The 24,682-nt window shown below is 66.8% G+C and carries 23 protein-coding genes and 1 pseudogene; 16 read left to right on the top strand and 8 right to left on the bottom strand.

Annotation, left to right across the window (positions count from 1 at the left end; translation table 11 throughout):
• Positions 1-31 precede the first annotated feature (31 nt).
• Positions 32-883, top strand: coding sequence for a helix-turn-helix domain-containing protein (locus Q8814_RS02270; protein ID WP_330150372.1), 852 nt, complete (start codon positions 32-34; stop codon positions 881-883).
• A 46-nt stretch (positions 884-929) separates the two neighbouring features.
• Here the strand turns inward: Q8814_RS02270 and Q8814_RS02265 are convergent, their stop codons facing one another.
• On the bottom strand, positions 930-1,709 hold the full coding sequence (locus Q8814_RS02265; protein ID WP_330150371.1) for a maleylpyruvate isomerase family mycothiol-dependent enzyme: 780 nt from the start codon (positions 1,707-1,709) through the stop codon (positions 930-932).
• A 73-nt stretch (positions 1,710-1,782) separates the two neighbouring features.
• Here Q8814_RS02265 and Q8814_RS02260 point away from each other — a divergent pair, with 73 nt between their 5' ends.
• The 7 genes from Q8814_RS02260 (at position 1,783) to Q8814_RS02230 (ending at position 9,138) form a co-directional block, all read left to right on the top strand.
• Positions 1,783-2,211: a PPOX class F420-dependent oxidoreductase gene (locus Q8814_RS02260; protein WP_330150370.1), complete on the top strand. Its 429-nt coding sequence runs from the start codon at positions 1,783-1,785 to the stop codon at positions 2,209-2,211.
• Positions 2,212-2,383: 172 nt separating this feature from the next.
• Positions 2,384-2,779: a VOC family protein gene (locus Q8814_RS02255; protein WP_408015806.1), complete on the top strand. Its 396-nt coding sequence runs from the start codon at positions 2,384-2,386 to the stop codon at positions 2,777-2,779.
• A gap of 207 nt (positions 2,780-2,986) precedes the next feature.
• Positions 2,987-3,667: an IclR family transcriptional regulator gene (locus Q8814_RS02250; RefSeq protein WP_330150368.1), complete on the top strand. Its 681-nt coding sequence runs from the start codon at positions 2,987-2,989 to the stop codon at positions 3,665-3,667.
• 169 nt (positions 3,668-3,836) lie between these two features.
• A complete protein-coding gene (locus tag Q8814_RS02245) occupies positions 3,837-6,197 on the top strand; it encodes a cytochrome P450/oxidoreductase (RefSeq protein WP_330150367.1) in 2,361 nt (786 codons plus the stop codon).
• A gap of 37 nt (positions 6,198-6,234) precedes the next feature.
• On the top strand, positions 6,235-7,593 hold the full coding sequence (locus tag Q8814_RS02240; RefSeq protein ID WP_330150366.1) for an MFS transporter: 1,359 nt from the start codon (positions 6,235-6,237) through the stop codon (positions 7,591-7,593).
• Positions 7,594-7,866: 273 nt separating this feature from the next.
• Positions 7,867-8,514: a DedA family protein gene (locus Q8814_RS02235; RefSeq protein WP_330150365.1), complete on the top strand. Its 648-nt coding sequence runs from the start codon at positions 7,867-7,869 to the stop codon at positions 8,512-8,514.
• 81 nt (positions 8,515-8,595) lie between these two features.
• A complete protein-coding gene (locus tag Q8814_RS02230) occupies positions 8,596-9,138 on the top strand; it encodes a hypothetical protein (RefSeq protein WP_330150364.1) in 543 nt (180 codons plus the stop codon).
• Positions 9,139-9,147: 9 nt separating this feature from the next.
• Here the strand turns inward: Q8814_RS02230 and Q8814_RS02225 are convergent, their stop codons facing one another.
• The gene (locus Q8814_RS02225) at positions 9,148-9,888 is read right to left on the bottom strand and encodes an energy-coupling factor transporter transmembrane component T family protein (protein WP_330150363.1); all 741 of its coding nucleotides are present in this window, start codon (positions 9,886-9,888) and stop codon (positions 9,148-9,150) included.
• Positions 9,885-11,903: an ABC transporter ATP-binding protein gene (locus Q8814_RS02220; protein ID WP_330150362.1), complete on the bottom strand. Its 2,019-nt coding sequence runs from the start codon at positions 11,901-11,903 to the stop codon at positions 9,885-9,887. The genes Q8814_RS02225 and Q8814_RS02220 overlap by 4 nt, the downstream gene beginning before the upstream one ends.
• Before the next feature lie 103 nt (positions 11,904-12,006).
• Between Q8814_RS02220 and Q8814_RS02215 the strand changes: the two genes are divergently transcribed.
• Positions 12,007-12,714, top strand: a complete 708-nt coding sequence (locus tag Q8814_RS02215; protein WP_330150361.1) for a maleylpyruvate isomerase family mycothiol-dependent enzyme — start codon at positions 12,007-12,009, stop codon at positions 12,712-12,714.
• Here Q8814_RS02215 and Q8814_RS02210 read toward each other — a convergent pair.
• On the bottom strand, positions 12,617-13,651 hold the full coding sequence (locus tag Q8814_RS02210) for a DNA polymerase IV (RefSeq protein WP_330150360.1): 1,035 nt from the start codon (positions 13,649-13,651) through the stop codon (positions 12,617-12,619). The two genes, Q8814_RS02215 and Q8814_RS02210, sit on opposite strands and share 98 nt — an antisense overlap.
• Before the next feature lie 136 nt (positions 13,652-13,787).
• On the opposite strand from Q8814_RS02210, the pseudogene Q8814_RS26495 reads away from it, so the two are divergent.
• From Q8814_RS26495 to Q8814_RS02185, 4 genes and pseudogenes are all read left to right on the top strand, one after another.
• Positions 13,788-14,929: pseudogene (locus tag Q8814_RS26495) on the top strand (serine hydrolase domain-containing protein).
• A 146-nt stretch (positions 14,930-15,075) separates the two neighbouring features.
• The gene (gene efeO, locus Q8814_RS02195; protein ID WP_330150357.1) at positions 15,076-16,224 is read left to right on the top strand and encodes an iron uptake system protein EfeO; all 1,149 of its coding nucleotides are present in this window, start codon (positions 15,076-15,078) and stop codon (positions 16,222-16,224) included.
• Positions 16,221-17,489 carry an iron uptake transporter deferrochelatase/peroxidase subunit gene (gene efeB / locus Q8814_RS02190; protein WP_330150356.1) on the top strand — a complete coding sequence of 423 codons (1,269 nt, stop codon included), beginning with the start codon at positions 16,221-16,223 and terminating at the stop codon, positions 17,487-17,489. Before efeO ends, efeB begins: the two co-directional genes overlap by 4 nt.
• A gap of 92 nt (positions 17,490-17,581) precedes the next feature.
• On the top strand, positions 17,582-17,860 hold the full coding sequence (locus Q8814_RS02185; RefSeq protein WP_330150355.1) for a hypothetical protein: 279 nt from the start codon (positions 17,582-17,584) through the stop codon (positions 17,858-17,860).
• A 43-nt stretch (positions 17,861-17,903) separates the two neighbouring features.
• On the opposite strand, the gene Q8814_RS02180 is transcribed toward Q8814_RS02185, so the two are convergent.
• Positions 17,904-19,073, bottom strand: a complete 1,170-nt coding sequence (locus tag Q8814_RS02180) for a winged helix DNA-binding domain-containing protein (RefSeq protein WP_330150354.1) — start codon at positions 19,071-19,073, stop codon at positions 17,904-17,906.
• Positions 19,074-19,114: 41 nt separating this feature from the next.
• Positions 19,115-19,993, bottom strand: a complete 879-nt coding sequence (locus Q8814_RS02175; RefSeq protein WP_330150353.1) for a sulfurtransferase — start codon at positions 19,991-19,993, stop codon at positions 19,115-19,117.
• A gap of 189 nt (positions 19,994-20,182) precedes the next feature.
• Between Q8814_RS02175 and Q8814_RS02170 the strand changes: the two genes are divergently transcribed.
• A complete protein-coding gene (locus tag Q8814_RS02170; RefSeq protein ID WP_330150352.1) occupies positions 20,183-20,353 on the top strand; it encodes a hypothetical protein in 171 nt (56 codons plus the stop codon).
• A gap of 197 nt (positions 20,354-20,550) precedes the next feature.
• The gene (locus Q8814_RS02165) at positions 20,551-20,865 is read left to right on the top strand and encodes a hypothetical protein (protein ID WP_330150351.1); all 315 of its coding nucleotides are present in this window, start codon (positions 20,551-20,553) and stop codon (positions 20,863-20,865) included.
• A 753-nt stretch (positions 20,866-21,618) separates the two neighbouring features.
• Here Q8814_RS02165 and Q8814_RS02160 read toward each other — a convergent pair.
• Entirely contained in the window at positions 21,619-22,284 is a 666-nt protein-coding gene (locus tag Q8814_RS02160) for a TetR/AcrR family transcriptional regulator (RefSeq protein ID WP_408015805.1), read from the bottom strand.
• Between the two features lie 166 nt (positions 22,285-22,450).
• Here Q8814_RS02160 and Q8814_RS02155 point away from each other — a divergent pair, with 166 nt between their 5' ends.
• On the top strand, positions 22,451-23,677 hold the full coding sequence (locus Q8814_RS02155; RefSeq protein ID WP_330150349.1) for an oxygenase MpaB family protein: 1,227 nt from the start codon (positions 22,451-22,453) through the stop codon (positions 23,675-23,677).
• Here the strand turns inward: Q8814_RS02155 and Q8814_RS02150 are convergent.
• Entirely contained in the window at positions 23,668-24,672 is a 1,005-nt protein-coding gene (locus Q8814_RS02150; RefSeq protein WP_330150348.1) for a MerR family transcriptional regulator, read from the bottom strand. The two genes, Q8814_RS02155 and Q8814_RS02150, sit on opposite strands and share 10 nt — an antisense overlap.
• Positions 24,673-24,682 lie beyond the last annotated feature (10 nt).

The raw sequence follows: 24,682 nt of genomic DNA, 5'->3' as shown, positions 1-24,682 counted from the left end.
GACAGTATTCCGATCCGGGGGCGAGGTCTTGATGAAACCCGACACCGACCCGGCCGACGTGTCGGGGCACGAACGGGAGCCGATCGAGCGCGCGCATTTGAAGGATCCGGCGGATACAACCAACACGATCTTCCGCTATCCGGCTCCGGACGGGCTCGAGGATCTGATGCGGCGGTTCTGGATTCCCGTGTGGTCGGTGCCGGCCGGGCAGGGAGCTCCCCAGCGGGTGTTGCAGTATCCCGTGTGCCTGGTGGTGGTCGCACAGGACTACGCGCGGTTCTACGGTGTCGTTCCCGGACTGTCCACCACCAGGCTCACCGGCGACGGCTGGGCAGTCGGGGTGATGTTCACTCCGGCGGCGGGGTATCTACTCACCGGGAAGCCCGTCGCCGCGTTCACCGACCGGTACGTCGACCTCTCCGAAGTGCTCGGCGACGACGGCATACGACTGACCCGCTCGGTTCGCGACGCGATGAACCGTGATCCACGATCCGTCGATGCGCACCGCGCGGCGATGAGCGTGTTCGACGACCTGCTCAACTCGTTCGTTCCGGTCGACGAGGAGGGTCACCTGATCAACCGGGTGGTGGCTTTCGTCGAAGACCACCCGGACGTGCTGCGCGTCGAGCAGGTGCGCGACGAGTTCGACCTGTCCGAACGCGCACTGCAACGGCTCGTACACCGGCGGACCGGGCTCACCCCGAAATGGCTGATCCAGCGCCGACGACTGCAGGAGGCAGCCGGTCGGCTGCGCGATAGGTCGATGCCGCTGGCCGAGGTCGCGGCGGTACTGGGCTACGCCGATCAACCACACTTCGTGCGCGACTTCACCAGGGTCGTCGGGATGACGCCGGGTGCGTTCGCCGCGCGTTTCAACCCGTAATCCACCGCTGGTCGGGGACCCGGCCTGGTTTGCCCAGCTCGCAGCGTTACCCGAAGCCGACGACGTCGAGCCATGAGGTCAGTAACTCCGTGTCACCGAAGATTTCGACCGCAGCATTCTCCAAGGCCCGGCGACGGTAGATGATCAGCAGCAGCTCCGTCAGCGAACCCCGCACCGCTACCGCACATTTCTCGTGCTCGCGTCGCCAGCTCAGTCCGTCACCGGTCAGATCCACCACCCATTCGGCGTGGGTGTCGGTGGCGTGGAAATGCAGCGTGCGGCCCGGACCTTGCAGCGCGCGGTGTTCCTCGACGTGCTGCAGCGGCCACGTCACCACCGCGAGATCCAGCCACTCATCGATCGCGTCGACGGCGACATCGTGCGCGACGACGAACTCCTCCCCCAGGGCGAGAGCCGCATCGGCCCGGTGCATCACCGTCTCGTGTGTGAACCGTCGCGCGAAGAATTCGGGTGTCCGGCGTCCACCAGGGATGGGCGTCCACACCTCCGCCGCCGGTCCGGCCTCGCGCAGGACGTGATCGAGTTGCTCGGCACCCTCGGTCAGCCACCGCACGAGGTCGGCGGGGTCCTCATCCGTGTAGGCAGAGAGCTCACGCATCGCGGTGTCCGCGGAGGGCCGCGCCGCCCGGGCCCGCACGATCTCTGTGGCCCAGCGGTGGCCGTACCCGAGGTGCCGCACTGCCTGACCGACATTCCAGCCGGGGCACGTCGGGACCGGCGTCGTCATGTCGCGTCCCGGCAGGAGCTGCGCCAGCAGTTCGGTCTGTGTACCGATCTCACCGCAGTAGCGTTCGTAGTCCAGCATCACGTGTCCCTTCGCGAATGTGAAAGTTCTTCGACCCGGCCGATTCTGCACCGCCGCTCACTACCCTGAGCGCATGGCAGCCGACCAGGCGAAACTCGAAGCGCTGTTCGCAACCACCGGAGTCGCCGCCCTCGTCACGCTGAAACGGGACGGCCGGCCTCAGATTTCGAACATCATCTACCACTACGACCAGCGCATCCGCACCTTCAGCGTGTCCATCACCGGCACCCGAGCCAAGACGAGGAACATGCGCCGGGATCCGCGGGTGAGCCTGTTCAAGGACTCCGACGACGGCTGGTCCTACGCCGTCGCCGAGGGTCGCGCAGAACTGTCGGATGTCGCCGAACGTCCCCACGACGATGCGGCCGAAGAGCTTGTGGGGCTGTATCGAGCCGTGCAAGGGGAGCATCCCGACTGGGACGAGTTCCGCGCGGCCATGGTTGCCGAGCAGCGACTGGTCCTGCGCGTGCGAGTGGAACGGTTCTACGGCGTGGCTCGCTGAGTCGACCGATCGGCGCATCTCGGTCTGCTGCACACGCCGCACATCGGGTGGAGAACCTTGCCGGGCCCTCGCACCTTCGGCGTTCTCACCGGAACCACCGAAAAGGAGCCGCACGCCCGTCGTGCGGACTAGGTTGGGCAGCAGCACCGTCGATCCGGAGGGAGGCCCGGTCGTGTCGTTTCCCGCGCTCGCTCATGTTGCCGTCACGGTGTCCGACCTGGCGGCCAGTACCGCCTGGTACACCCGCCTGTTCGGCACATCCCCGGTTCTCGACGAGGACGAGGAATCGGGCACGTTCCACCACACCGTCTTCGCACTCGACGGCGGCATGCTGTTCGGCCTGCACGTCCATCCCGGAGCGACATCGACGAGCACGTTCGACGAGCGACAGGTCGGCCTCGATCACATCGCATTCGGGTGCACTCCGAACGACCTACCGAAATGGCGCGACCGGCTCGACAGTCTCGGTATCGCGCACGGAGGAATCAAGACCGCCCGCTACGGTTCGGGAATCTCGTTCCGAGACCCGGACAACATCGCACTCGAGTTCTTCGCGCCACCGGACTGATTCCGGCTACCGACTGCGCTGCACCCATGTGCGGGAGTAGACGAATTCCTCGGCGCGAGCACCACGCATGAAACCGGTTGCCGCGACGGATTTCCCATCGGGCAAGACTTCGGTGGTGTGGTCGTGCGCCGGCAGTTCGGGGAATGGGACGGTCGAGCAACAGCAATTAGGCTGGGGTTGCTACCGGCCCGACGCTCGAGGAGAACATTGACCACCCTGCAAACCCTGGACCGAGGCATCCGCGCCTTGGAGATCGTTTCACAGCGGCCAGGAGGTATCTCCATCGCGGATCTCGCCGCCGAACTGGATGTGGCACGGGCGATCGGCTACCGGATCGTGGCGACCCTGGAAGCGCATTCTCTCGTGGCGCGAATGAGCGACGGGCGGATCCGGTTGGCGGCAGGGACTGCGGTCCTCGGTTCACGGTTCCGCACCCGCCTTCGCGAGGTGGCGCAGCCGCTGCTGCGGGAGTTGGCGCGACAGACGTCGGCCACCGCGTTCCTGTCCACGCTCGAGGACGACGAGTGCGTGGTGATTGCGGTTGCCGAACCGGAGACCGGAATGCTCCGTGTCGGGTACCGGATCGGGACGCGGCACCCGGTCTCCCTCGGGGCGGCGGGCATCGCAATATTGGCCGGTCGGCCGGAGTCCGAGCACGATACCGACGCAATCCGGCAAGCGAGACGCGACGGGTTCAGCGTAACGAGCGGCGAAATCGAGCACGGGGCGGTGGGTGTGGCCGCGAGCGTTCGAACTCCGTCGGACCACGACGGCATCGGACTGGAATCGAGCGTGGGAGTTGTGGCGATCGAAGGCCTCGACACCGATTCCGCAGCTGCGGAGGTAGTGAAGGCCGCTGCCCACATCAGGGCCCTGCTCAGCACCTGACGCAGGTAATTACCAGGGGACGCCTTCGGGCGTCCCTTTTTCGTTTTGGCGGCGGTGATCTGCGCTCCATTTGACCCGACAGTGTGACGCCCCTTACGCTCCTTCTGTGCGTTCAACGAACAAATGTGTTCGTTATAAGTAACTTCGCAGATCAGAGCCTGGAGAAGTAATGACCAATACATCGAGCGGAACACTGACCGACGTCGCTCGTACGGCGGTAGAAGGCCGATGCCCCGTCGACCATTCCGCCTTCACCTCGCCGACGGGATGCCCCATCTCGCCGGCGGCGGCAGCGTTCGATCCCTTCACCGGTCCGTACCAGGTGGACCCGGCCGCCTCACTGCGCTGGTCCCGAGATGAAGAACCGGTCTTCTACAGCCCCGAGCTGGGCTATTGGGTGGTCACCCGATACGAAGACGTCAAAGCAGTCTTCCGCGACAACCTCCTGTTCTCGCCGTCCATCGCGCTGGAGAAGATCACCCCGACCTCGGACGAAGCCAATTCTGTTCTTGCGCAGTACGACTACGGAATGGCTCGCACCCTCGTCAACGAGGACGAGCCGGCGCACATGCCACGGCGCCGGGCTCTGATGGAGCCGTTCACCCCCGCCGAACTCGTCCACCACGAGGAGATGGTGCGCCGCCTGACACGCGAGTACGTCGACCGCTTCATCGATTCCGGCCGCGCCGATCTGGTCGACGAAATGCTGTGGGAGGTGCCGCTCACCGTTGCCCTGCACTTCCTCGGCGTGCCCGAAGAGGACATGGACACGCTGCGTGAGTACTCCATCGCCCACACCGTCAACACGTGGGGACGCCCCGCCCCCGACCAGCAGGTCGCGGTAGCCGAGGCCGTCGGCAAGTTCTGGCAGTTCGCCGGGACCGTCCTCGACAAGTTGCGCAAGGATCCCAGCGGCCACGGCTGGATGCCCTTCGGAATCCGCGTGCAGAAGGAACAGCCGGACGTCGTCACCGATTCCTACCTGCACTCGATGATGATGGCCGGGATCGTCGCCGCCCACGAAACGACCGCCAACGCCTCTGCCAACGCCTTGCGGTTGCTCCTCGAGCACCGCGACGTGTGGGAGGAGATCTGCGCCGACCCGAGCCTGATTCCCAACGCGGTGGAGGAATGCCTCCGGCATTCGGGCTCGGTTGCCGCGTGGCGTCGCCTCGTCACGGACGACACCACCATCGGTGGCGTCGACATCCCGAAAGGCGCAAAGCTGCTGATCGTCAATTCGTCGGCCAACCACGACGAGCGCCACTTCGATCAGGCCGACGACTTCGACATCCGCCGTGACAACGCCAGCGACCACCTCACCTTCGGTTACGGCAGCCACCAGTGCATGGGTAAGAACCTCGCGCGCATGGAGATTCAGATATTCCTGGAAGAACTCACCCGTCGCCTGCCGCACATGCGACTGGTGCCGGACCAGGAATTCACGTACCTGCCGAACACCTCGTTCCGGGGACCGGAGCACGTGTGGGTCCACTGGGATCCCACCCTCAACCCCGAGCGGGTATATCCCGCAGTGCTTTCCGAACGCCAGGCCGTCAAGATCGGCGAACCGTCCAAGAACACCATCGCACGCACCATGCAGGTGGATGCGCTGGACCGGATCGCGGACGACATCGTCCTGGTCACCCTGCGCGACGCGTCGGATCGGCCGCTGCCGAAGTGGTCCGCCGGCTCACACGTCGACATCGACTGCGGGGATGTCTCGCGGCAGTATTCGCTGTGTGGCCACCCCGACGACCGAACGACCCTGCAGATCGCGGTCCTCCACGACCCCGAGAGCCGCGGCGGATCGCGCTGGATCCACACCAGCGTTTCGGTCGGTGACAGCGTCCGAATGCGTGGTCCGCGCAACCATTTCAAGCTCGACCTCGACGCAGACCGCTACGTGTTCGTCGCCGGAGGGATCGGCATCACTCCGGTGATCGCCATGGCCGACCGGGTCAAGGCCGCGGGCCGCGACTACGAGATCCACTACGCCGGACGGTCCCGGGACTCGATGGCCTTCCTCGATCGACTCGCACGCGACCACGGCGGACACGTCCGGCTCTACCCGAGCGACGAGGACACCCGCATGGACCTCACGACGATGTTCACCACCCCCGTCGAGGGCAGTCAGATCTACTCGTGTGGTCCCGAGCGGCTCCTCACCGCGCTGGCGGACGCCACCGCGCACTGGCCGGACGACACGCTCCATGTCGAGCATTTCTCGTCCACGCTCGAACAACTGGATCCGTCCGAGGAACACGCTTTCGCAGTCGAACTGAAGGACTCCGGTATCACGGTGCCGGTCGCCGCGGACCAAACGGTGCTCCAGGCGCTGCGGGCCGCCAACATCGACGCGCAGAGCGACTGTGAAGAAGGAATCTGCGGCGCCTGCGAGGTGCCCGTCCTCGACGGTGAAGTCGACCACCGCGATCTGGTTCTCACCAAATCCGAACGCGCCGTGGGCAAAACCATGATGACCTGCTGTTCCCGCGCCTGCGGGGACAAGCTGACCCTCCAGCTCTGACCGGCCGCGGCCGTAATCTCTCCCGAAAGGTAACCGTATGACCACCGTCGAGAAGACGCAGACGTCGCTCGTACCCCCAGGCAAGGGGTCGTCGACCACCGGGACCCCGTTCAAACGAGTACTCGCCGGCAGCATGGCCGGTGCCGTGCTGGAGTGGTACGACTTCGCGATCTACGGCATTCTCGCCGCCACCGTCCTGGGTCCCCTCTTCTTCCCCAGCGGTAACCCCGTCGCGTCGCTGTTGATGGCGCTCGCCACTCAGGGCCTCGGATTCGTGGCACGCCCGCTGGGCGGAATCGTCTTCGGACATCTCGGCGACAAATTCGGACGCAAGCCCGTACTGGTCGCCACGTTCCTGTTACTCGGTGGTGCGACGGCGGCGATCGGCCTGCTGCCCACCTACGGCCAGATCGGTATCTGGGCCACTGTCGCGCTGGTGGTGCTGCGCATGATCCAGGGCTTCGCGCTCGGCGGTGAGTTCGGTGCCGCGGTCATCCTGGTCAGCGAATACGGCGAACCGAAGCGGCGCGGTTTCTGGGCCGCCTGGCCGCAGGCCGGCGCCCCGGCCGGAACGGTGCTTGCCACCGTCACGGTGGGCGTGCTCGCCCTGGTCTTCCCCGGTGCCGCCTTCGACGAGTGGGGCTGGCGCGTCGCGTTCCTGCTGGCCGTGCCGCTCCTCGTCATCGGCTTCCTCATTCGCCGCGGCGTCGAAGAATCGCCGGTGTTCCAGGCTGCGCAGTCCAAGGCCGAAGCTGCGGAGACTGCACCGGAGGAAAAGTCCAGCATCGTCGAAGCGCTGCGCAAGCCTCGTCCCCTGCTGCACGGGCTCGGCATGCGACTCGGCGAGAACATCGCGTTCTACGTCTACACGATCTTCGTCATCGCGTACGCCACGACCTCCTTCGACGTTTCCCGCGGCGCGATCGTCACCGCTGTCGCGTTCGCGTCGGTGTGCCAGTTCTTCGGCATGCTCGGCGGCGGCTGGTGGTCCGACCGGGTGGGCCGCAAGGTTGCCATGCTGGTTCCGGCGATCTCCCTGGTGATCTGGGCACCGGTCTTCTTCGCCCTGGTGCACACCCAGAGCATGCTCGCGCTCTACGTCGGCGTGTGCATCGGCGCATTGCTGCACGGCATGCTCGCCGGACCGGAGGCCGCGTGGATCACCGAACTGTTCCCCACCAGGCACCGCTTCGCGGGTTCGTCGCTGGTGTTCCAGGGCTCGTCGATCATCGCCGGCGCGCCTGCCCCGTTCATCGCGGTGTGGCTCGTCGACCGGTTCAGCGCCTCCGCCGTCATCGCGTACCTCGTGATCACCATGACGATCACCGTGATCGCGGTCGCGACCAGCCGTGAGACGAAGGGTGTAGATCTCGACAATCTCGAGAACCACTACTGATCGAGCGTCGTCTCCCTGATGCGCGTAGGACCGCGGCCGCACGGCCGCGGTCCTACGCGCATCAGGGTTTGTCTTCGGCGCGCCTCACCCCCGGCTGATGGGCGGGACCGACGGCCTCGTCGTCGCTTCGACGCGACGCATCCGAATCCGCCGGTTGCTCACCGGTGGGAGAGGTCGTGGCCCCACCCGGCATTTCCGGCGGCGCACCGTGTGTGACCGTACTCTCGCCCTATTCGGGGCGATACCCTCTCAGGCGCCTATAACCTGGAGCGAATGAGTGTTTCCGACGCCGCATCAGCGCCCACCGACGGACTCGCCGGCTGGGCCCTCGACTTGATGGACCGTCTGGGTGGGGTCGGAGCCGGTCTCGCCATCGCTCTCGAGAACTTCTTCCCGCCGCTGCCCAGCGAGGTGATCCTCCCGCTCGCCGGGTTCGCCGCGAGTCTCGGCAGCTTCACCCTCTTCGGGGCGCTGTTCTGGACCACCCTCGGCTCGGTCGTGGGAGCGCTCGGACTGTATTCACTGGGTCGCTGGGTCGGCGAACAGCGAATCCGGCTCTTCATCGGCAGGATCCCGCTCGTGGAGGAACGCGACCTCGACCGCAGCACCGACTGGTTCCAGCGTCACGGACGCAAGGCGGTGTTCTTCGGGCGGATGGTCCCGGTCTTCCGCAGTCTCATCTCCGTGCCGGCGGGCGTCACCGCCATGCCGATCTGGCAGTTTCTCGCCTTCACCACCGCGGGCAGCCTGATCTGGAACAGCCTGTTCGTCATCGCCGGTTACCAACTCGGGGAGAACTGGCAGGTCGTCGAACCGTATGCCCAGGTGCTGCAATACGTCGTCATCGCGGGGGTCACGGCGGTGGTGATCTACGGACTGCAACGACGGATCCGGTCGCGGCTGGCGCGACGGGCTTCCTGAGCCTCGAAGCCGCGCGCACGGGGAGGAAATTCATCCGAACGGTCTAATGCAAACCGGACCCGCTCGTGTCATGCTCGCCGAATGTTCAAAGACAGCAGGGGCCTCTGGCTGCTCGGCGGCTTGGCGCTCGCGCTGTTCGCCGTGGTCGTCACTATCGCATTCGTCGGCGGCCAGGACCAGGAGAAGAGCCAGAACGCCACTCCGTCGTCCACGGCGAAGGCCACAACCGACGCTGCCCGCCCGGCGGCGTCCGACCACACGTCGAGGGTCGATTCGGTTTCCGTCGCCACCGAACTCGTCGGGCCGGGTAACGCGCTCGGACCCGACAGGTACGAGGCGGCGCCCGACGGCACCGCGAAGGTGATCTACCGGTGGCGCTCGACCGGCGGCCAGGGTGAGATCAACGGAGACGACTGCCGGGTCATTTCCAGCGTCGTCGGATCCGGCGGTTTCGCATACAACGACACCGGACGGACCTGCTCCGGCAGGGCGAGCGGAGAGATGACGCTCGCGGCGCCCGGGAAATACACGATCACCGTGACCGTGATCGGCCCCGGCGGACAATCGCAGGGCAGCGGCACGAACACCGTCGAAGTGGTTGCCAGCACGCCGCCCCGGCTGTAGCGCCGGCCGTCAAGCCCACACGAACATCGCCGCGCAGGCCGCTCCGACAACCAGAACCGTCACCGCATCACCGACGCCGAGACGCGGCCGGGCCCGGACGACGGGCCGCGGTCCGCGCACCGACAGTGCGTCCCCGAGGTCCCGCACCTGCCGCATCGACACCGACGCCACCGCGCCCACCGAGTCGATCACCTCGTGCCAGAACCCCTTCGGCGACCGTATGCCGGGCCTGCCCCGCAGCCGACGTGCCGCGAAGAGCAGCCGCATCTCCCCGCGGATCGAGGGCAGTACACGCAGCGCCAGCGCACAGGTGACAACCCATTCGTCGACGGGCAGTCGCAGTAGTCGCAACGGTGCGAACAGTGTGGGCAGGGCATCGACGAGGTCGGACAGTCGTGTGGTCCAGCCGACCAGCGACGCAAGAATCAGCAGCGACACCCCCAGCAGCATCGCGCGGATGTAGCTGGTGATGCCGCCGCCGAGGGCGTTGACGGCGGCGCCCGCGACGACGAAGGCGAACACCCACCACGGGATCGTCGGTACCACGCCGCGCGGAATGCGCGCGATCAGCACACCGGCCAGCAGCACCAACATCGTGACTCCCAGACCCGTCCAGCTGGGCATGAAACTCACCGTCACCGACAGGGCGACCGCTGCAAGAACTTTCGTGCCCGCCCAGACACGGTGCAGCGGGGTGTCGCGCGGGACGGGACGCAGCAGGATCAGCGGCCGGCGCTGTCGGGTGCTCATTCGGCCACCGCCCGGTAGCCGTCGTCGACGACGGCGCCGTTGTCGAGCACCACCGTGCGTGAGCACACCGTTTCCATCCCGTGCAGGTCGTGCGAGATGACGACGACGGTGACGTTCTCCACCGTCCGCAGGTGGGCGAGTATCGATACCAGCTCCTGGCGACCCGCGACGTCGAGCCCGGCGAGTGGCTCGTCGAGCACCAGCACGCGCGGGGTGCGCGCGAGCTGCGCGGCAATGGCGACGCGGCGCATCTCGCCGCCGCTGAGCCGGTCGACCGGCCGCTCGGCGAGGGCCACGCTCAGCCCGACCCGGTGCAGTACCGCGGCGGCGTAGTCGCGGTCGGTGTGGGGAAGTCCGGCGACGTCGGAGATCTCTTCGGCGACGGTCGGGCGCTGCAGCTGCAGCCTCGCCTGCTGGAAGACGAGTCCGACGGCGCCGTGCAGGTCGGCGGTGGGGGTGTCGTGCAGCGTGCAGCTGCCGTGGGTGGGCCGGTGCAATCCTGCGAGAATCCCTGCGAGCGTGGACTTCCCCGACCCGTTTGCGCCCACTACCAGGACACCCTCGCCGCGGCCGATGCTCAGCGACACGTCGCGCAGGGCGGTGTGCGCCCACGGGGTACCGGCGGCATAGGTGTGGGTGACCCCGCGTAACTCCAGGATGGGCAGCGGTTCGGGTGGCGGGGCGGCGGCCACCGCTGTGCGGCGCGGTGGCGGCGCCGGGGACGGCACGATGCGGCCCTGCTCCAGATGGATCACCCGATCCGCCGACGCCGCCTCGTCGTCGAGGTGGGTCACGAGGACGACGGCGGTGCCGTCGCGGGCGATGTCGGCCAGCAGGTCGATCAGGGCGATGCGACTGTCGGTGTCGACCATCGCGGTGATCTCGTCGGCGATCAACAGCTTCGGTGCTCGCGCGAGCGCCGCGGCCAACGCCAGTCGTTGCAGCTGCCCACCCGAGAGGTCTTCGGTGGCCCGGTCGGCCAGACCCGCCAGTCCGACGCGCGTGAGCAGGTGTTCCACGTCGATGTCGCCGGTCGTTCCCCAGCGCAGGTCTTCCGCGACCGTCCGGCCGAGCACCTGCGTTTCGGGATGCTGGAACACCAGGACCGTGCCACCGTGCGCGCCGAGCCCGACGGGGCCGGGCCGATCCACGAGTCCCGCGGTCGGCGCGATACCGGCCAGGATGCGGGCCAGCGTCGACTTGCCGGAACCGTTGCGTCCGACGACGGCGACGAACTCCCCCGGCGAAACGGTGAGGTCGATGTCGGCGAGCGCGTCGTTCCTGCTGTCCGGATACCGGTATGACACCAGCCGCAGGGCCACGGGTAGCGGCGCCGGGGTGGCGGCACGGTCCTCGACGGGCCAGGTCACCGACGCGCTGCTCCTCCTGCTGCTCTGCGCGACCATCCGGAAGACCCCGAAGCACAGCAGCGCGGTACCCACCACTCCCACCACGACGGCGGCACCGATCCACAACCACCAGAAGTCCCTGAGAAACTCGGTGGTCCGCGCGACCGCGTCGAGGAATTGCTCGCCCGCGCCCGCGGCTTCGAACGCCCGCGCCATGCCCTGCATCGACGTGACGAGGGTATCGAGCAGCAGAATGCGCGTCTCCTCGAAGATCCACAGCAGCCCGACGAGGAGGGCGGCCAACAGCACACCGCCCGGCAGCGACCCGCCGAACACGACCAGCACCGCCGCGTTACCCCAGCGGCGGTCCGCGAACCCCACCAGTGTGCCGACGCCGGCGAGCACCACGACCGCAGCCGCGGCGAACGGTCCGCCCGCCACCACCGCGACGACGCTCGCCGCCAGCGTCGCCGCCACCACCGCGCGCATCCGGTTCGCGGCGGCAAGAAACGCGATCGGCAGCGCTACCAGCACCTGCGCGACACCGACCGGGATCAGTCCGGTCACCACCGCCAGCACCGCGGTCAACGCGCCGAATACTGCCGCCGCCGCCAACTCCGGTGGCCGGAGTGGGCCTCTCGTCCTCGCCTGGATTGCCGCGTTCACCGCACCCAGTGTGCCAGCGGCCGCGTCAGGGCTCGCGGGCGTCCGATGAGTTCCGCACCTCCGGCGGGTCGGTACCGGCAGATCACCGAACGAAGGGACCACCATGTCGAAAACCGTGCACCCGTACGTCGCGGGCGAACGTCGAGATCTCGTTGCCGTGCTCGAACGATTGAACGAGGAGCAGTGGGCGGCGCCGTCGCTGTGTGCAGGCTGGCGGGTCCGCGAGGTCGTCGCGCATACCACCACGGCCTACCGCTACAGCCTTCCGAAAATCCTGTTTGCGCTCCTGAAGGCGCGCGGCAACATCAACCGCGCCGCCGACGCGTGCGCGCGGGCCGACACACGCACCCTGACCGATGCGGAACTGCTCGCCTCCCTGCGCGCCAACATCGAGCACCCGTGGCAGCCGCCGCGGGGCGGACCGGCGGGTACGTTGTGGCACGAGGTGATCCACGGGCTCGACATCACCGTCGCGCTCGGACTCGACCGGCGCGTGCCGGACGAGCGTATTTCGATGATGCTCGAGGCGCTGCAACCGGCGCAGGTCGACTTCTTCGGCGCCGACCTGTCGGGTGTCCGACTACAGGCCGATGACCGCGACTGGTCGTACGGCACCGGGTCCGTCGTCACCGGCGCCGCGCAGCACCTCCTCCTGGTGCTGACCGGTCGCATGGTGCCGCCCGGCTTGCTGAGCGGCGAACAGAGCGCACGGTTCACGGCGCCGGTGCCGTCATCTCCACCCGGACCCCCACCAGACGCACCTGCCGCGCATGATCGAAACGGTCGAGCAGCGCGACGGCCGCGTCGGTGACGACCGCCGGGTCCAGCGTCGGTTCGGACAGGGCGCGGCTCGTGGTGTGCGTGATGAACGGGGCGTAGCGGATCTTCAGCTCCACCCGCACCCCCGGTCGCCGCTCGGCGCGGATGTCCTCGGTCGCGCGCGCCGCCAGGGTCCGCACATGATCGGCGACCTCGGTCCAATCCGTGAGGTTGTTCTGAAACGTCGTCTCGCGGCTGCGCGAGCGGGCCACCCACGGCTCGCCCGTGACCGCATTGGTGGCGGCGCCCCGACCGAGGCCGACGAGCCACGGCCCGGTTTTCGGCCCGAACCGTGCTGCCAGTTCCTCCTCGGATGCGGCCGCGAGTTCCCGCACCGTGCGAATTCCCGCTGCCTCCAACTTCTTCGCGGTACGCGAGCCGATACCCCACAGCGCATCGGGGGGCCGGTCCCCCATTACCGCGAACCAGTTGTCGCGGGTGAGCCGGAACATGCCGCGAGGTTTACCGAATCCGGTGGCGATCTTGGCGCGCAGAATATTGTCGCCGATACCCACCGAACAGTGCAGTCCGGTCGCGCCGAGCACCGATTCCTGCACCGTCCGCGCGAATGTCTCGGGATCGTCGCTCTCGACTCCGAGAAACGCTTCGTCCCAGCCGATTACCTCCACCACGTGACCGAGTCCACGCAGCGTCTCCATCACCACCTGGGACACCTCGTTGTAGGCGTCGGCGTCGACGGGCAGGAACACCGCGTCCGGAATCTTGCGGACAGCGACCCGCAACGGCATCCCCGACCCGACGCCGAATCGACGTGCCTCGTACGACGCGGTGGAGACGACACCGCGCTCGGTGGGGTCGCCCTTACCGCCGACCACCACCGGTTTTCCCGCCAGCTCGGGGTTGCGCAGCACCTCGACGGCCGCGATGAACTGATCGAGGTCGACGTGCAGCACCCACCATGCAGCCATCCGGAACTCCGATCCGTCGCTTCACGATAGAACGACGGCGATCGTCGAATAATGCTGTTCTCCCGAATTCGGCATCGACCACGCAGATACTGAGCCGGAGCTTCGAGAGCAAGGCCCGCATCTCCCGGAGGCAACCATGCGCCGACTCCCGATCGTGCTGACCGCAGCATTCCTCGCATTCACCACTGCCTGCGGCGGCGACAGTGGCACCGCGGCTCCCGCACCTTCGACGTCGCCGTCCCCAGCATCCGCTTTCGGGACAGATTTGCAGGGTGTGCTCGACCGAGTCCGTGCCGAGGTGGGGTTTCCCGGTGTCGTCGCGCGGGTCGTGAGTCCCGACGGCGAGTGGACCGGGGCGTCCGGCAGCCGGGGTGGCGACGACTCCGAGCCACCCGGGCCCGCCGATCACACGCGAGTCGGGAGTGTCACGAAGACGATGACCGTCACCGCACTGTTGCAGTTGTCCGAGGACGGTCGGGTGTCCCTCGACGACCCGATCGGCCGGTACGTTCCGGAGCTGCCCAACGGCGATGTCGCAACCCTGGGGCAGCTCGCGGCCATGACCAGCGGCATACCCAGTTACACGTTCGACGAAGGGTTCCAACAGAAGGTGTTCGCCGATCCGATGGCGGCATGGACACCCGAGCAACTCCTCGACATCGTGCGCGGCGACCCGCCGAACTTTGTGCCCGCGAGAAGTTCGAGTACTCCAACTCGAACACGATCGCGCTCGGTCTTGTGATCGAACAGGTGAGCGGTCGGCCGCTCGCCGAGTATTTCCGGACCGACCTGTTCGAGCGGCTCGGCATGGCCGAGACCGTTCTTCCCACCGACGCGGCGTTCCCGTCACCGCATCTGCGGGGAATCACCGAGCAGGGACAACCCGAAGGCGAGACGGCGGACGCCACCGACTGGAATCCGTCTTGGGGCTGGTCGGCCGGCGCAGTCGTTTCGACGATCGACGATCTCGAGATCTGGGCCCGCGCGCTGGGTACCGGCGAAGAGATACTCGAGCCCGAAACCCAGCGGCTTCGATTGGACTCGTTCCAATACAACCTGCCACCCGCCACTCCCGAACGCGCGTACGGGTTGGGGCTCGGCATCGAGAACGGCTGGCTCGGCCACACCGGCGAACTGCCTGGCTACAGCACATACATCGGCTATCTGCCCGAATCACAGACGGTGCTCGTCGTCGCGGTCAACAGCGACATCCCCACCCCCAGCGGCGGCCAGCCCGTCACCGCGGTGGCCGACGAATTGAAGAGGTCGCTCGGGTAGCAGCCCCCTCGTGCGCGGGCACGGATCCGACCTGGACGCGCAGCTGAAAGGACCGAAGGTCCCTCCCCGCGAAGCGGGTCTCGGGTGTATCGTCCCTTCGCATCATCAGCTGAGGTACGCCTCACCTAACACTCGGGGATACGACCATGACATCGACGCGTCGCACCTGCGTCCTGGCGGCAGTAGCCGTACTGCCACTCGCCCTGGTGGCCTGCACCGAGAACTCGCCGACCGACGCGGACGGCGCCATCACGGTCACGGCCACCGACACCTCCTGCGATGTCTCCGCCACCGAGGGCGTGACCGGGCAGTCGACGTTCTCCGTCACCAACAACGGCACGCAGGTCACCGAGTTCTACGTGTTCGCGGATGGCGACCGCGCGATGGGCGAGGTCGAGAACATCGGCCCCGGCCTGACCCGGCAGCTCATCGTCGATCTTCCCGAAGCCGGCGCCTACGAACTGTCCTGCCGCCCCGGGATGACGGGAGAAGGCATCCGCCAGACCTTCACGGTCACCGGCGATTCTCAGGCCGCCACCGACGCCGACGGAAAACTCGCCGAGGCCGCCGACGGCTACCGCCGCTATATCCGAAGCCAGACCGAGGCCCTCGTCACCGCCACCGGCGAATTCGTGGCCGCACTCCACGCCCGCGACATCGACGAGGCGAAGCGGTTGTTCCCGCTCTCACGCACCTACTTCGAGCGCGTCGAGCCGGAAGCGGAAAGCTTCGGTGACCTCGACCCGAGACTGGATCTGCGCGAAGCCGACCTCGAACCGGGACAGCACTGGACCGGTTTCCACCGGATCGAGAAGGATCTGTGGGTGGACGGGTTCCGGCCCGACACCGATACGATCGCCGACCAGCTTGTCGCCGACGTCCGGGAACTGGCAGATCTGGTGAATTCCGAGGAGTACACCATCGAACCCACCCGCATCGCCGGTGACGCCCAGGGCCTGCTCGACGAGATCTCCACATCGAAGATCACCGGTGAGGAAGACATCTTCTCGCACACCGACCTGTACGACTTCCAGGCCAATCTCGACGGCTCGCAGGCCGCGATCGCCGCGTTGCGTCCGGTCCTCGACGACCGGAACCCCGAGCTCGGCCAGGCCATCGACGCGCGGTGCGCCGATCTCGACGCGGCGCTCGCGCAGTACCGGGTCGGGGACGGATTCGTCTCCTACGACACCGTCACCGATGCGCAGCGCCAGGAACTGTCCCGCTTGATCGACGCCCTGTCCGCGGAGGTCAGCAAGGTGCAGGGAGTTGTCGCGGAAGCTGCGGAGCTATGAGCGACGGACCGATCACCCCATCCGGCCCGGCTTCGGCCGGACTCTCGCGTCGTCGCCTGTTCGGTGCGGTCGGCGCCGGCGCCGTCCTCGCGGGCGCGGGTGCGGTGGTCGGCCGGTCCACCGCGCCGTCCGGCAGCGGCGATGCCGACGTCGTCGCCTTCCGGGGCGAACACCAGGCGGGCATCGTCACCCCCGCCCAGGATCGGATGCACTTCGTCGCGTTCGACGTCACCACCCGCGACCGCAACGAACTGATCGCGCTGCTGAAGACGTGGACGGACATGTCCCAGCGCATGACCGCCGGTCTCGAGGCCACCGAAAACGGCGCAACCGGTGACGGCGCGTACCACCCACCGAGCGATACCGGCGAAGCCCTCGACCTCGCCGCGTCCAGGCTGACTCTCACCATCGGGTTCGGACCGTCTCTGTTCGACGACCGGTTCGGGCTCGCCGATTCCAAGCCGGCGGCGCTCGAGGATCTGCCGCACTTTCCCGCCGACAACCTCGATCCGGCCCGCTGCGGCGGCGACATTGCGATCCAGGCGTGCGCCGACGATCCCCAGGTCGCGGTGCACGCGATCCGCAACCTCGCGCGGGTCGCGTTCGGCACCGCGTCGGTGCGCTGGTCGCAGCTCGGATTCGGACGCACGTCCTCGACGTCCACCACTCAAGCGACACCCCGCAATCTGTTCGGGTTCAAGGACGGCACCAACAACCTCAAGGCCGAGGACCCCGACGCTCTCACCGAATCGGTGTGGGTCGCCGACACCGACGACCAGCCGTGGCTCACCGGCGGTACCTACCTGGTGGCCAGGCGCATCCGGATGCTCATCGAACAGTGGGACCGTGCCGTGCTCAATGAGCAGGAAGCGGTCATCGGGCGGGACAAACGCGAAGGCGCACCGCTCGGGAAGAAGGCGGAGTTCGACGAACTCGACCTCGAATCGAAAGGCCCGGACGGTCCGTTCATCCCGGTGACCGCGCATGTGCGGCTCGCGTCCGAGCAGCACCTCGGCGGTATCCGGATCCTGCGCCGCGGTTACAACTTCACCGACGGCTCCGACGGTCTGGGCCACCTCGACGCCGGATTGTTCTTCATCGCGTTCTGCCGCAACCCCCTCGAGCAGTTCGTGCCGATGCAGCTCGAGCTCGCGCGAAGCGACGCGCTCAACGAATACATCCAGCACGTCGGGTCGGCCGTGTTCGCGTGCCCACCGGGACTCCGCGACGGCGAGTACTGGGGTCAGAGGTTGTTCGAGTCCTGACTCGGACGTTGCCCCAGTCTTCAAACGCAATGTAACGAAATTAACACTGGCCACGACGTCCCTACCGAGGCACGTAAACAAAGGGGTTCATCGTGGCACACGACCGGTTGCTGTTCATCGGACATCCTGACGCGGAGGAAATCGCGCACTGGAGCACGCTGCGCGAGCTGGCTCCTCAGCGCGGCTGGGTTCCCACCCGCAAGTTCGAACCGGGTGAGGTGGTCTGGGCGGTAGCCGCCGGAAGCGTTCTGCGATCCGGCCCGAGCAGTCAGTCCCGCATCGTCGACGCACTGCGCGACGCCGACATTCCTTGCACGAGCGCGCTCGACGCGATCAAGCACGCGTACACGGCCGTGCGTCTGGCCGGTTAGCTCATCGGACGCAGCACCGCCCACAGGCGCGGTGAATAGTTCTTCACGCACGGTACGGCGGCAGTGAAGAACCATTCACCGCGCCAAGTTTTCGAGTGCCGGTCCTCGGGACCGGTTCAGATTCGAGGAATGCCACCCCCTCCGCTCCGATGTCTTCGAGCACGTGGAGGGAGACGGCACCGTCGTCGTTCTGCCACCAGGTGCCGACGATCTTCCCGTCCCACCACGCGGTGGGGCCGGCATTGCCGTTCGTATCGAACAACTTCTCCTTGTACGGGCCGAGGTACCAGTCGCGCTCAAACCAACCCATCGTGGTGGGGTCGAGCGCCGGCAAGAGCGCACCCCACGGTTCGACGGGTGCGGGTTCGTCGACATCATCCGGCAGTACATAACCGGTACGGCCATCCAGATCCACCTCTACGGCGCCGAGTTCCGCGAGCGCCGCGCGCACTGCCTTCAAGGTCGAGCCGAGCCACCACTTGATGTCGGTCTCGGTGCCGGGACCGAACGCACGCAACCACAATTCGACGAGCGTGCGCAGGCCCTCGTCCTCGCTGCACGGTTCGATCTCCGAGCCCAGCCACGATTCCGTCGTAGCCCACCTCGGCCGCGAGATGCGCCACGGACCGTTGTTGGAGGCCCGTACCACTTGTCCGGACGCCGACAGCACCGTCAGCACCCGGGGCGCGAAAGAAACCTTGCCGCCCCATGACTTCCCCGTCCCGTACTCGATGGCGCCGTCGATCAGCGGGATCTCCGCACGCAGCTCACTCGAGGTGGCTTCCCGACCATCCGAGAGCGCTTGCAGCACATGCGCACTCGCCTCGTTCAGCCACTGCTCACCGTCGGTGTGCAGACCGGCGATGGCGACATCTTTGGCGACACTTCGACGCTGAACTGCCGCAACGCGATTGCTCGCGCCGGCCTGCGCGAACGGCAGGACGTGTCGCGGAAAGACGAACACCGTCCGCCGCATCGCCAGATGCTTCACCAGCGACCGGTCGACGTAGAGCGCCTTGTCGAGATCGGCGACGGTGAAGTCGTCGATGCGCGCCCACACCGACAGATACACGGTCGCGGGGTCGGTGCCGTGCAGGCACACCATCCGCGTCGCGGCCTCGACGGCGTCCTGCGCGTGATGGCCCGCCGCCAGGCTGTGCCGCATCCCCAGTCGCGCCCTGCGTTCGGTTGCGTCGATCTTCCGCAGCACCATGGCGTCACTCCAGCGGCGCGCGGGCACGCATCCGGGCGCTCTCAGCGCGGATCGGGCCCTTCGACGAGCGGCAGCGACTCGTCCGCGGTCCACGCGTTGAGCGATCCGTCGTACACCGCGGAATCCGGACGACCCGCCACCGCCAGAGCATGAGCCAGACCCGACGCGGCGATCCCGCCGCCGCAGTAGGTCACGGGTTCGACCTCCGGATCCAGAGCGCCCGCCTTCTCGAAGACCTCGCGCAGTTCCGTAGCCGGTCGCAGACGCCCGGTATCCGGGTCCACCAGGTCCTCGAACGGGATGTTGATACTGCCCGGGATGTGCCCGCGACGCGGGTAGGACGGGCTCTCGCCGCGGTAGGTGGCCGGATCGAGCGCGTTGATGATCAGCGTCCGACGGTCGTCGAGCGCTTCCAGCACCTCGTGCGTGGAACGCACCAACTCCGGACGACGACGCGGCGTGAAGGTCGCGGCACGCGGGATCACCTGCTCGTCCGTCACCGGATACCCCGCGGCCCGCCAGGCCGGGAGACCGCCGTCGAGCACTGCAGCGTCGTCGAATCCTTCGAGCCGCAGCTGCCACCACAACCGCGCGGCCCAGATGCTGTTCGACTGGTCGTACACCACTACGCGACGACCGTCCCCGATCCCCACCGCGCCCGCGGCGGTTGCGAATCGCTCCGACGACGCGGCGGTGAACGGCTGCGGCGCCTCGTGTTCGGAGAAGTCGGTGAACAGGTCCGCATATACCGCACCGGGGATGTGGCCCTCGGCGTAGGTGGCCAGGCCCGGTTCGATGTGTACCGACCCGTCCGGCGGCATGCTCAGGTGGGTCGTCGCGTCGACAATGACCAGGTCCTCGTCATCCAGGTGTTCGTGCAGCCACTCGGGTGACACGGACGGTGGTGTCGATTCGCTCATCGGTCCTCCTCTGCTGTCGTCTTCTGTCTCCAGTAGAGCACCGCGCACGGCAGTGCAGCCCCGGACCCGGTCGGAACAATCCGGCCTGCGATTCCGGCGGTGCTCGCTCAGAAGTTGCTAGGCGCACTCCGTGACAGTTGGGCGTGCGCCGGACCCTCCGGCGCACGCACAACTGCGAGGAGATCTGCCATGCGAAAGTTCCACGTCGATACCATCTCCACGGAAGGCCCGGAGCTCGACGAATCACGCCTTGCTCAGATCGTGGGCGGGAAAGCTGTCAACCGGGATGACAGGGAGAAGACCGGCTGCATCCCGGATCTGGGGGGATCCATCCGCGCAGACGATCCCACCTTGGGCTGAGCCGGAAGGCGTCACACCCGGCCTCGCTCGGGGCGCATAGTTGCGTCCCGAGCCAGGCCGTTTCTCTGGGACGGTGGCAGGCTGAATGCTCGTCCGCTGCTCAGAGTTTGCACAGCGATCCTCGTGACGATATCTGGGCTGCCGGGAGGTCCGGCAGCGCAGATTCGAGGAGAACCGAATGAGCAAGATCAAGGGAGTTGACGCCCTTTGCGATCGATGAGGCCCACTACTTCGCGAACAACAGTTATCAGTTGCTGGAGCAGCTTGTCGCACACCGGGGAATGCCCACCGAGCCGGATTCGATCGAGCGCCTGAGTTCCATCGGCGCTATCGGACCTGATCGAGACCTCCGGACTCCGGAGTCCGACATATCAGGTGCACGCGTCGCGGCGGTCATTCGAAGTACCCTGCAGTCCGGATACGGATACGAGGTAGCCGATTTCGAAGACTTCTTCCGGCTCGGATACGGTCAGGTCGCTCCCACGGTCGCGTTACCCCAGTGGACGCGGTGAAACGTTGATGAAACCGCGATGCGATCGTCCATCCATGTGCCGCAAAGCCGCGCTTGCCGCAATCGTCGCGCTCCTCGTCGCGTGTACCTCGGAGGCGGCTCCGGAACCATCCGCGCCACGGGCGACGGCCTGGATCGAGGATGCACAAATCATGTCGAACCACTGGTACGCAAGTTCGGGAATCGATCTCGATGCTCCGGAAGTGCAATTGGCGCGTGCTTTTCTCGAAAGTCGTGACGCTTACGTAAGAACCAACGACTTCGCTGCCGCCTATATCGGATTCGACAGAATCTACGCCGGCTCACGGAGAGCCTATCCTCGGATCGGCACCACCCACCGGCACATTATGCAGGCCGAGACCGTCACGAATGCGCTCGGAATCGAGTACTCCAGAATATCGATCTGCGAGGACCTCACCCAACGTGCGATGCCGGTCGGCGAAGGCTGGGCAAATATGGAGACAACCGCGTTCGTCAGTCTCCGAGTCCGTCGGACACGCGGTGTCGACACCACCGATCCGCGCGTGGATCCCACCCGACGATTGCCGTACCCCACGTGGGACGTATTCGCCGGCTGGGAAATCCGGGAGATTCTCGGACCGGAATCCCTGGATGACCAATGCCTCAATGCCGTCCCACGTGCGGACCCCTGGCGGAACTGCGCCGCCCACTCTCCTCTCCGCCCCCGGTTCTTGCGTTCACCCCGGGGTGGCCTGAGCAAATCGAGGACGACAAGAACGAATGACGCCGCATGTCAAGGCTCGCGCGGCGACTCCACCATCGGCACAATGAACTGTCGCGCGATCGCGGCTAGTTCGTCGTCGTCGTCGAGGTCGACGATGTCGGTGGGAACCAGCAGGAACGACGCCGAGATCCGTACCATCATTTCGGCGGTGAGATCGACGTTCAGACCGTCCGCGATATTGCCGGCCCGCTGCTCGCGACGAAGTTGGTGCGCGACGAACTGCCGCACGGTGGCGAGCATTCGTCCGTCGTCGACGAGAGAACCGGCGAGCAAACCGCGTTCGGTGTCGATGAGGCCGCCGATCAAGGAGTTGCTGCGCGTGGCCCGCAGTGCGCTCACGAATCCCAGTACGACGCGATCGGCAACGGTCTGCGCCGACCGGATGTCGACGAGGAATCGGTCGAAGTACCGCCGGAACTCGCGCAGGAGGACCTGCTCGACGAGCGCGTCCTTGGTGTCGAACTTGCGGTAGACCGTGATCCGCGACAGATCGGCACGCCGGGCGATCTCCTCCATCGACGAGCGTTGAATGCCCATCCGGCAGAACTGCTCGTAGGCGGCGTCGAGGAGGCGGGTGCGCACCGCATCGACTTCACCGGCATGTTCGACGGCATCGATGAAAGCACGCTCGAGCAGGGATTTCGGGGCAGGGGCGGAAGCGCCGGCCGTTGATATGGATTCCACGAGTTCCTCCTGGGTGCCCGAGGGTACACCTCGATCATTGCGTTCCATCTTGCCGAACAGGTTGTGGCGACGATCCCGCCGTGCTACTAAATGATACGCAGAAACAGTGATTGTTTCACTGTGTCCTAGATTGCCGGCATCGCATAGGGGGCGACGTATGGCCGAGCTCAGTAGGCGCAACATTCTGAAGGCCGGTGGAGCGTTGGGTGCGCTCGGCGCACTCGCGGTGGCCGCACCGGCCCAGGCACGACCGTGGAAGTGGTCGCCCGCGGGCTCCGTGCTGGGCACCGGAAGCGGCGCCGACCCGCGGCAGGTGTGGGATGCGGAGGCCGATCCGCTGGTGGCCTCACTCCTCGATCGGGGTGAGGTTCCCCGAGTCAACGACCTCTTGCGCACCTGGACCAAGAACGGCCAACCGCTACCGGCCGGACTCCCGGCCGACCTGCGGGATTTCATGGAACACGCCCGGCAACTACCGCCGTGGACCGACTGGGGCAAGCTCGATTCCGCCGTGGAGTTCAACGAGAAGCGCGGCCTCTACCTCGGCGTGCTGTACGGATTCGCCAGCGGCATGATGAGCACCGTCATTCCTAAAGAGGCTCTCGCAGTTTACTATTCGAAGGGCGGCGCGAACATGAAGCGCCGCATCTCCAAGACCGCCAAGCTCGGCTACGACGTCGGGTCTCGCAATGCGTTCCGGCCCGACGGCGAGATGATCGTGACCAGCGTCAAGACCCGGCTCGTGCATGCCGCCGTCCGTCATCTGCTGCCGCAGTCACCGCACTGGGCGAACGCCGCACCCGAGGACATTCCGATCAGCCAGCACGACATGATGGTGACGTGGCACAGCTTGCCCACCACCGTCATGCGCACGCTGAGGGAATGGAAAGTGCCCATCCCGGCCGGCGAATCCGCGGGGTTCCTCCACTCCTGGCAGCTCAGCGGCCACCTGCTCGGCATCGAGGACCAATACATTCCCGCGACCTGGGAGCAGGCCGATTCGCAGGCCGTCGACGTGCTGGACCCGATACTCGCTCCCACCCCCGAAGGCATCAAACTCGCCGACACCCTTCTCGACCTCGGCGCCGGCCTCGATCTCACGCTACTGAGCCGGCCGATCCTCGGGGCCCTGACACGATTCATGCTCGGCGACACTGTCGCCGACTGGCTCCACATCCCACGCGAGCCGGTGTGGGGCACGCTGCTCGACGTGGCGTGGGGGCCGTTCATCGCGGTCCGCGAGGGGCTGCTGCCCTTACCGATGGCGCCGGACGCGTATTGGACCTTCGACGAGCTTCTCCGCCAGTTCGTGCTGCTCTACATGTCCGAGCTGCGTCCCATCAGCATCGAGATTCCGGAATTCAACAATCCGAACTATCGCTGATGTAGCACTACCGCGGCGGTCGCCGCGACCGTGCGGTCGTCATCGCCGGCGAGAGCGGCGAGTGCGGTACGCGCACTGTCTCCGTCGATCTCCGCGAGCGCCTGGGCCATTCGCAGTCGGGCCTCGCGACCGCGCGTCGCATCGGTGCTCACGTCGTCGACGGCCTGCCGGAGCGCGGTCACTATCTCCTCGGCCGGCATGCCGACGTCGGCGAGCTCGCCGAGCCGCTCGGAGGCCTCCACGTCGCGTCGTCCCTCGGCCACCATCTGTGCCAGGGCGGCGATCGGCTCACAGCGGCCACGCGCGGCAACGGCCAGCGCCGCTCGATCACGCACATCGACGTCCGGATCATCGAGCACCTGCAGAAGCAACGACGTGGCCGCGGGGTCGTCGAGTTCCGCTAGAGCGACTACTGCTCGCCGGCGGACGAGAGGGTCGGACGACTCCAGCCCGCGAGAAAGCGTCGGTATTCCCCCGCCGGACTGCGCCAGCGCCCACCGAAGCGCACCCGCGACGTTCAGCTCGTCTTCTGCCAGCAACTTTTCGGCCAAAGTCTCCGCGGGAAGCGCCACCTTGTCGTCTCGCGACAGCGCCGCTCGCTGCCGGTGGTACCCAGAATCCGACTCGATGGCCCGCAGCAACGCGATGATGCGGAGCGCATCGTCCCAATCTGCCGGCGCCGCCGACTGCAGCCGCGTCAGGTTGGCCAGAAGCTCGTTGTCCGCGGCGATACGCTCGCGCGTCTTGCTCACCAGCCGGTCCATCAAGGTGGGCGGCGAGAAGGTGGGGTCGTCGAGCGCCTTCTTCACCTCAGCGAGCGACAGCCCGAACGCCCGCAGGCTCTCCACGTGGAAGAGCCTGCGGACGTCGGCTTCGGAGTAGTCACGGTAGCTGCTCGACGTCCGAGTATCCGGACTCACCAGTCCGAGTGCGTCGTAGTGACGCAGCATGCGCACACTGACGCCGGAGCGTCGAGCGACTTCGCTGATCAGCACTACCTGTTCC

Origin of the sequence: Rhodococcus chondri, assembly GCF_036327435.1 — a bacterium.
GTDB classification, from domain to species: domain Bacteria; phylum Actinomycetota; class Actinomycetes; order Mycobacteriales; family Mycobacteriaceae; genus Rhodococcus; species Rhodococcus chondri.
The sequence above is the reverse complement of the archived record's forward strand: the minus strand, read 5'-3'. Positions and strand labels throughout refer to the sequence as shown.

Bases quoted from the DNA above. Each gene is read 5' to 3' on its own strand.
- Q8814_RS02270 (WP_330150372.1), top strand. From the start codon at position 32: ATGAAACCCGACACCGACCCGGCCGACGTGTCGGGGCACGAACGGGAG.
- Q8814_RS02265 (WP_330150371.1), bottom strand. From the start codon at position 1,709: ATGCTGGACTACGAACGCTACTGCGGTGAGATCGGTACACAGACCGAA.
- Q8814_RS02260 (WP_330150370.1), top strand. From the start codon at position 1,783: ATGGCAGCCGACCAGGCGAAACTCGAAGCGCTGTTCGCAACCACCGGA.
- Q8814_RS02245 (WP_330150367.1), top strand. From the start codon at position 3,837: ATGACCAATACATCGAGCGGAACACTGACCGACGTCGCTCGTACGGCG.
- Q8814_RS02240 (WP_330150366.1), top strand. From the start codon at position 6,235: ATGACCACCGTCGAGAAGACGCAGACGTCGCTCGTACCCCCAGGCAAG.
- Q8814_RS02235 (WP_330150365.1), top strand. From the start codon at position 7,867: ATGAGTGTTTCCGACGCCGCATCAGCGCCCACCGACGGACTCGCCGGC.
- Q8814_RS02230 (WP_330150364.1), top strand. From the start codon at position 8,596: ATGTTCAAAGACAGCAGGGGCCTCTGGCTGCTCGGCGGCTTGGCGCTC.
- Q8814_RS02225 (WP_330150363.1), bottom strand. From the start codon at position 9,888: ATGAGCACCCGACAGCGCCGGCCGCTGATCCTGCTGCGTCCCGTCCCG.
- Q8814_RS02215 (WP_330150361.1), top strand. From the start codon at position 12,007: ATGTCGAAAACCGTGCACCCGTACGTCGCGGGCGAACGTCGAGATCTC.
- Q8814_RS02210 (WP_330150360.1), bottom strand. From the start codon at position 13,651: ATGGCTGCATGGTGGGTGCTGCACGTCGACCTCGATCAGTTCATCGCG.
- efeO (WP_330150357.1), top strand. From the start codon at position 15,076: ATGACATCGACGCGTCGCACCTGCGTCCTGGCGGCAGTAGCCGTACTG.
- efeB (WP_330150356.1), top strand. From the start codon at position 16,221: ATGAGCGACGGACCGATCACCCCATCCGGCCCGGCTTCGGCCGGACTC.
- Q8814_RS02180 (WP_330150354.1), bottom strand. From the start codon at position 19,073: ATGGTGCTGCGGAAGATCGACGCAACCGAACGCAGGGCGCGACTGGGG.
- Q8814_RS02175 (WP_330150353.1), bottom strand. From the start codon at position 19,993: ATGAGCGAATCGACACCACCGTCCGTGTCACCCGAGTGGCTGCACGAA.
- Q8814_RS02170 (WP_330150352.1), top strand. From the start codon at position 20,183: ATGCGAAAGTTCCACGTCGATACCATCTCCACGGAAGGCCCGGAGCTC.
- Q8814_RS02155 (WP_330150349.1), top strand. From the start codon at position 22,451: ATGGCCGAGCTCAGTAGGCGCAACATTCTGAAGGCCGGTGGAGCGTTG.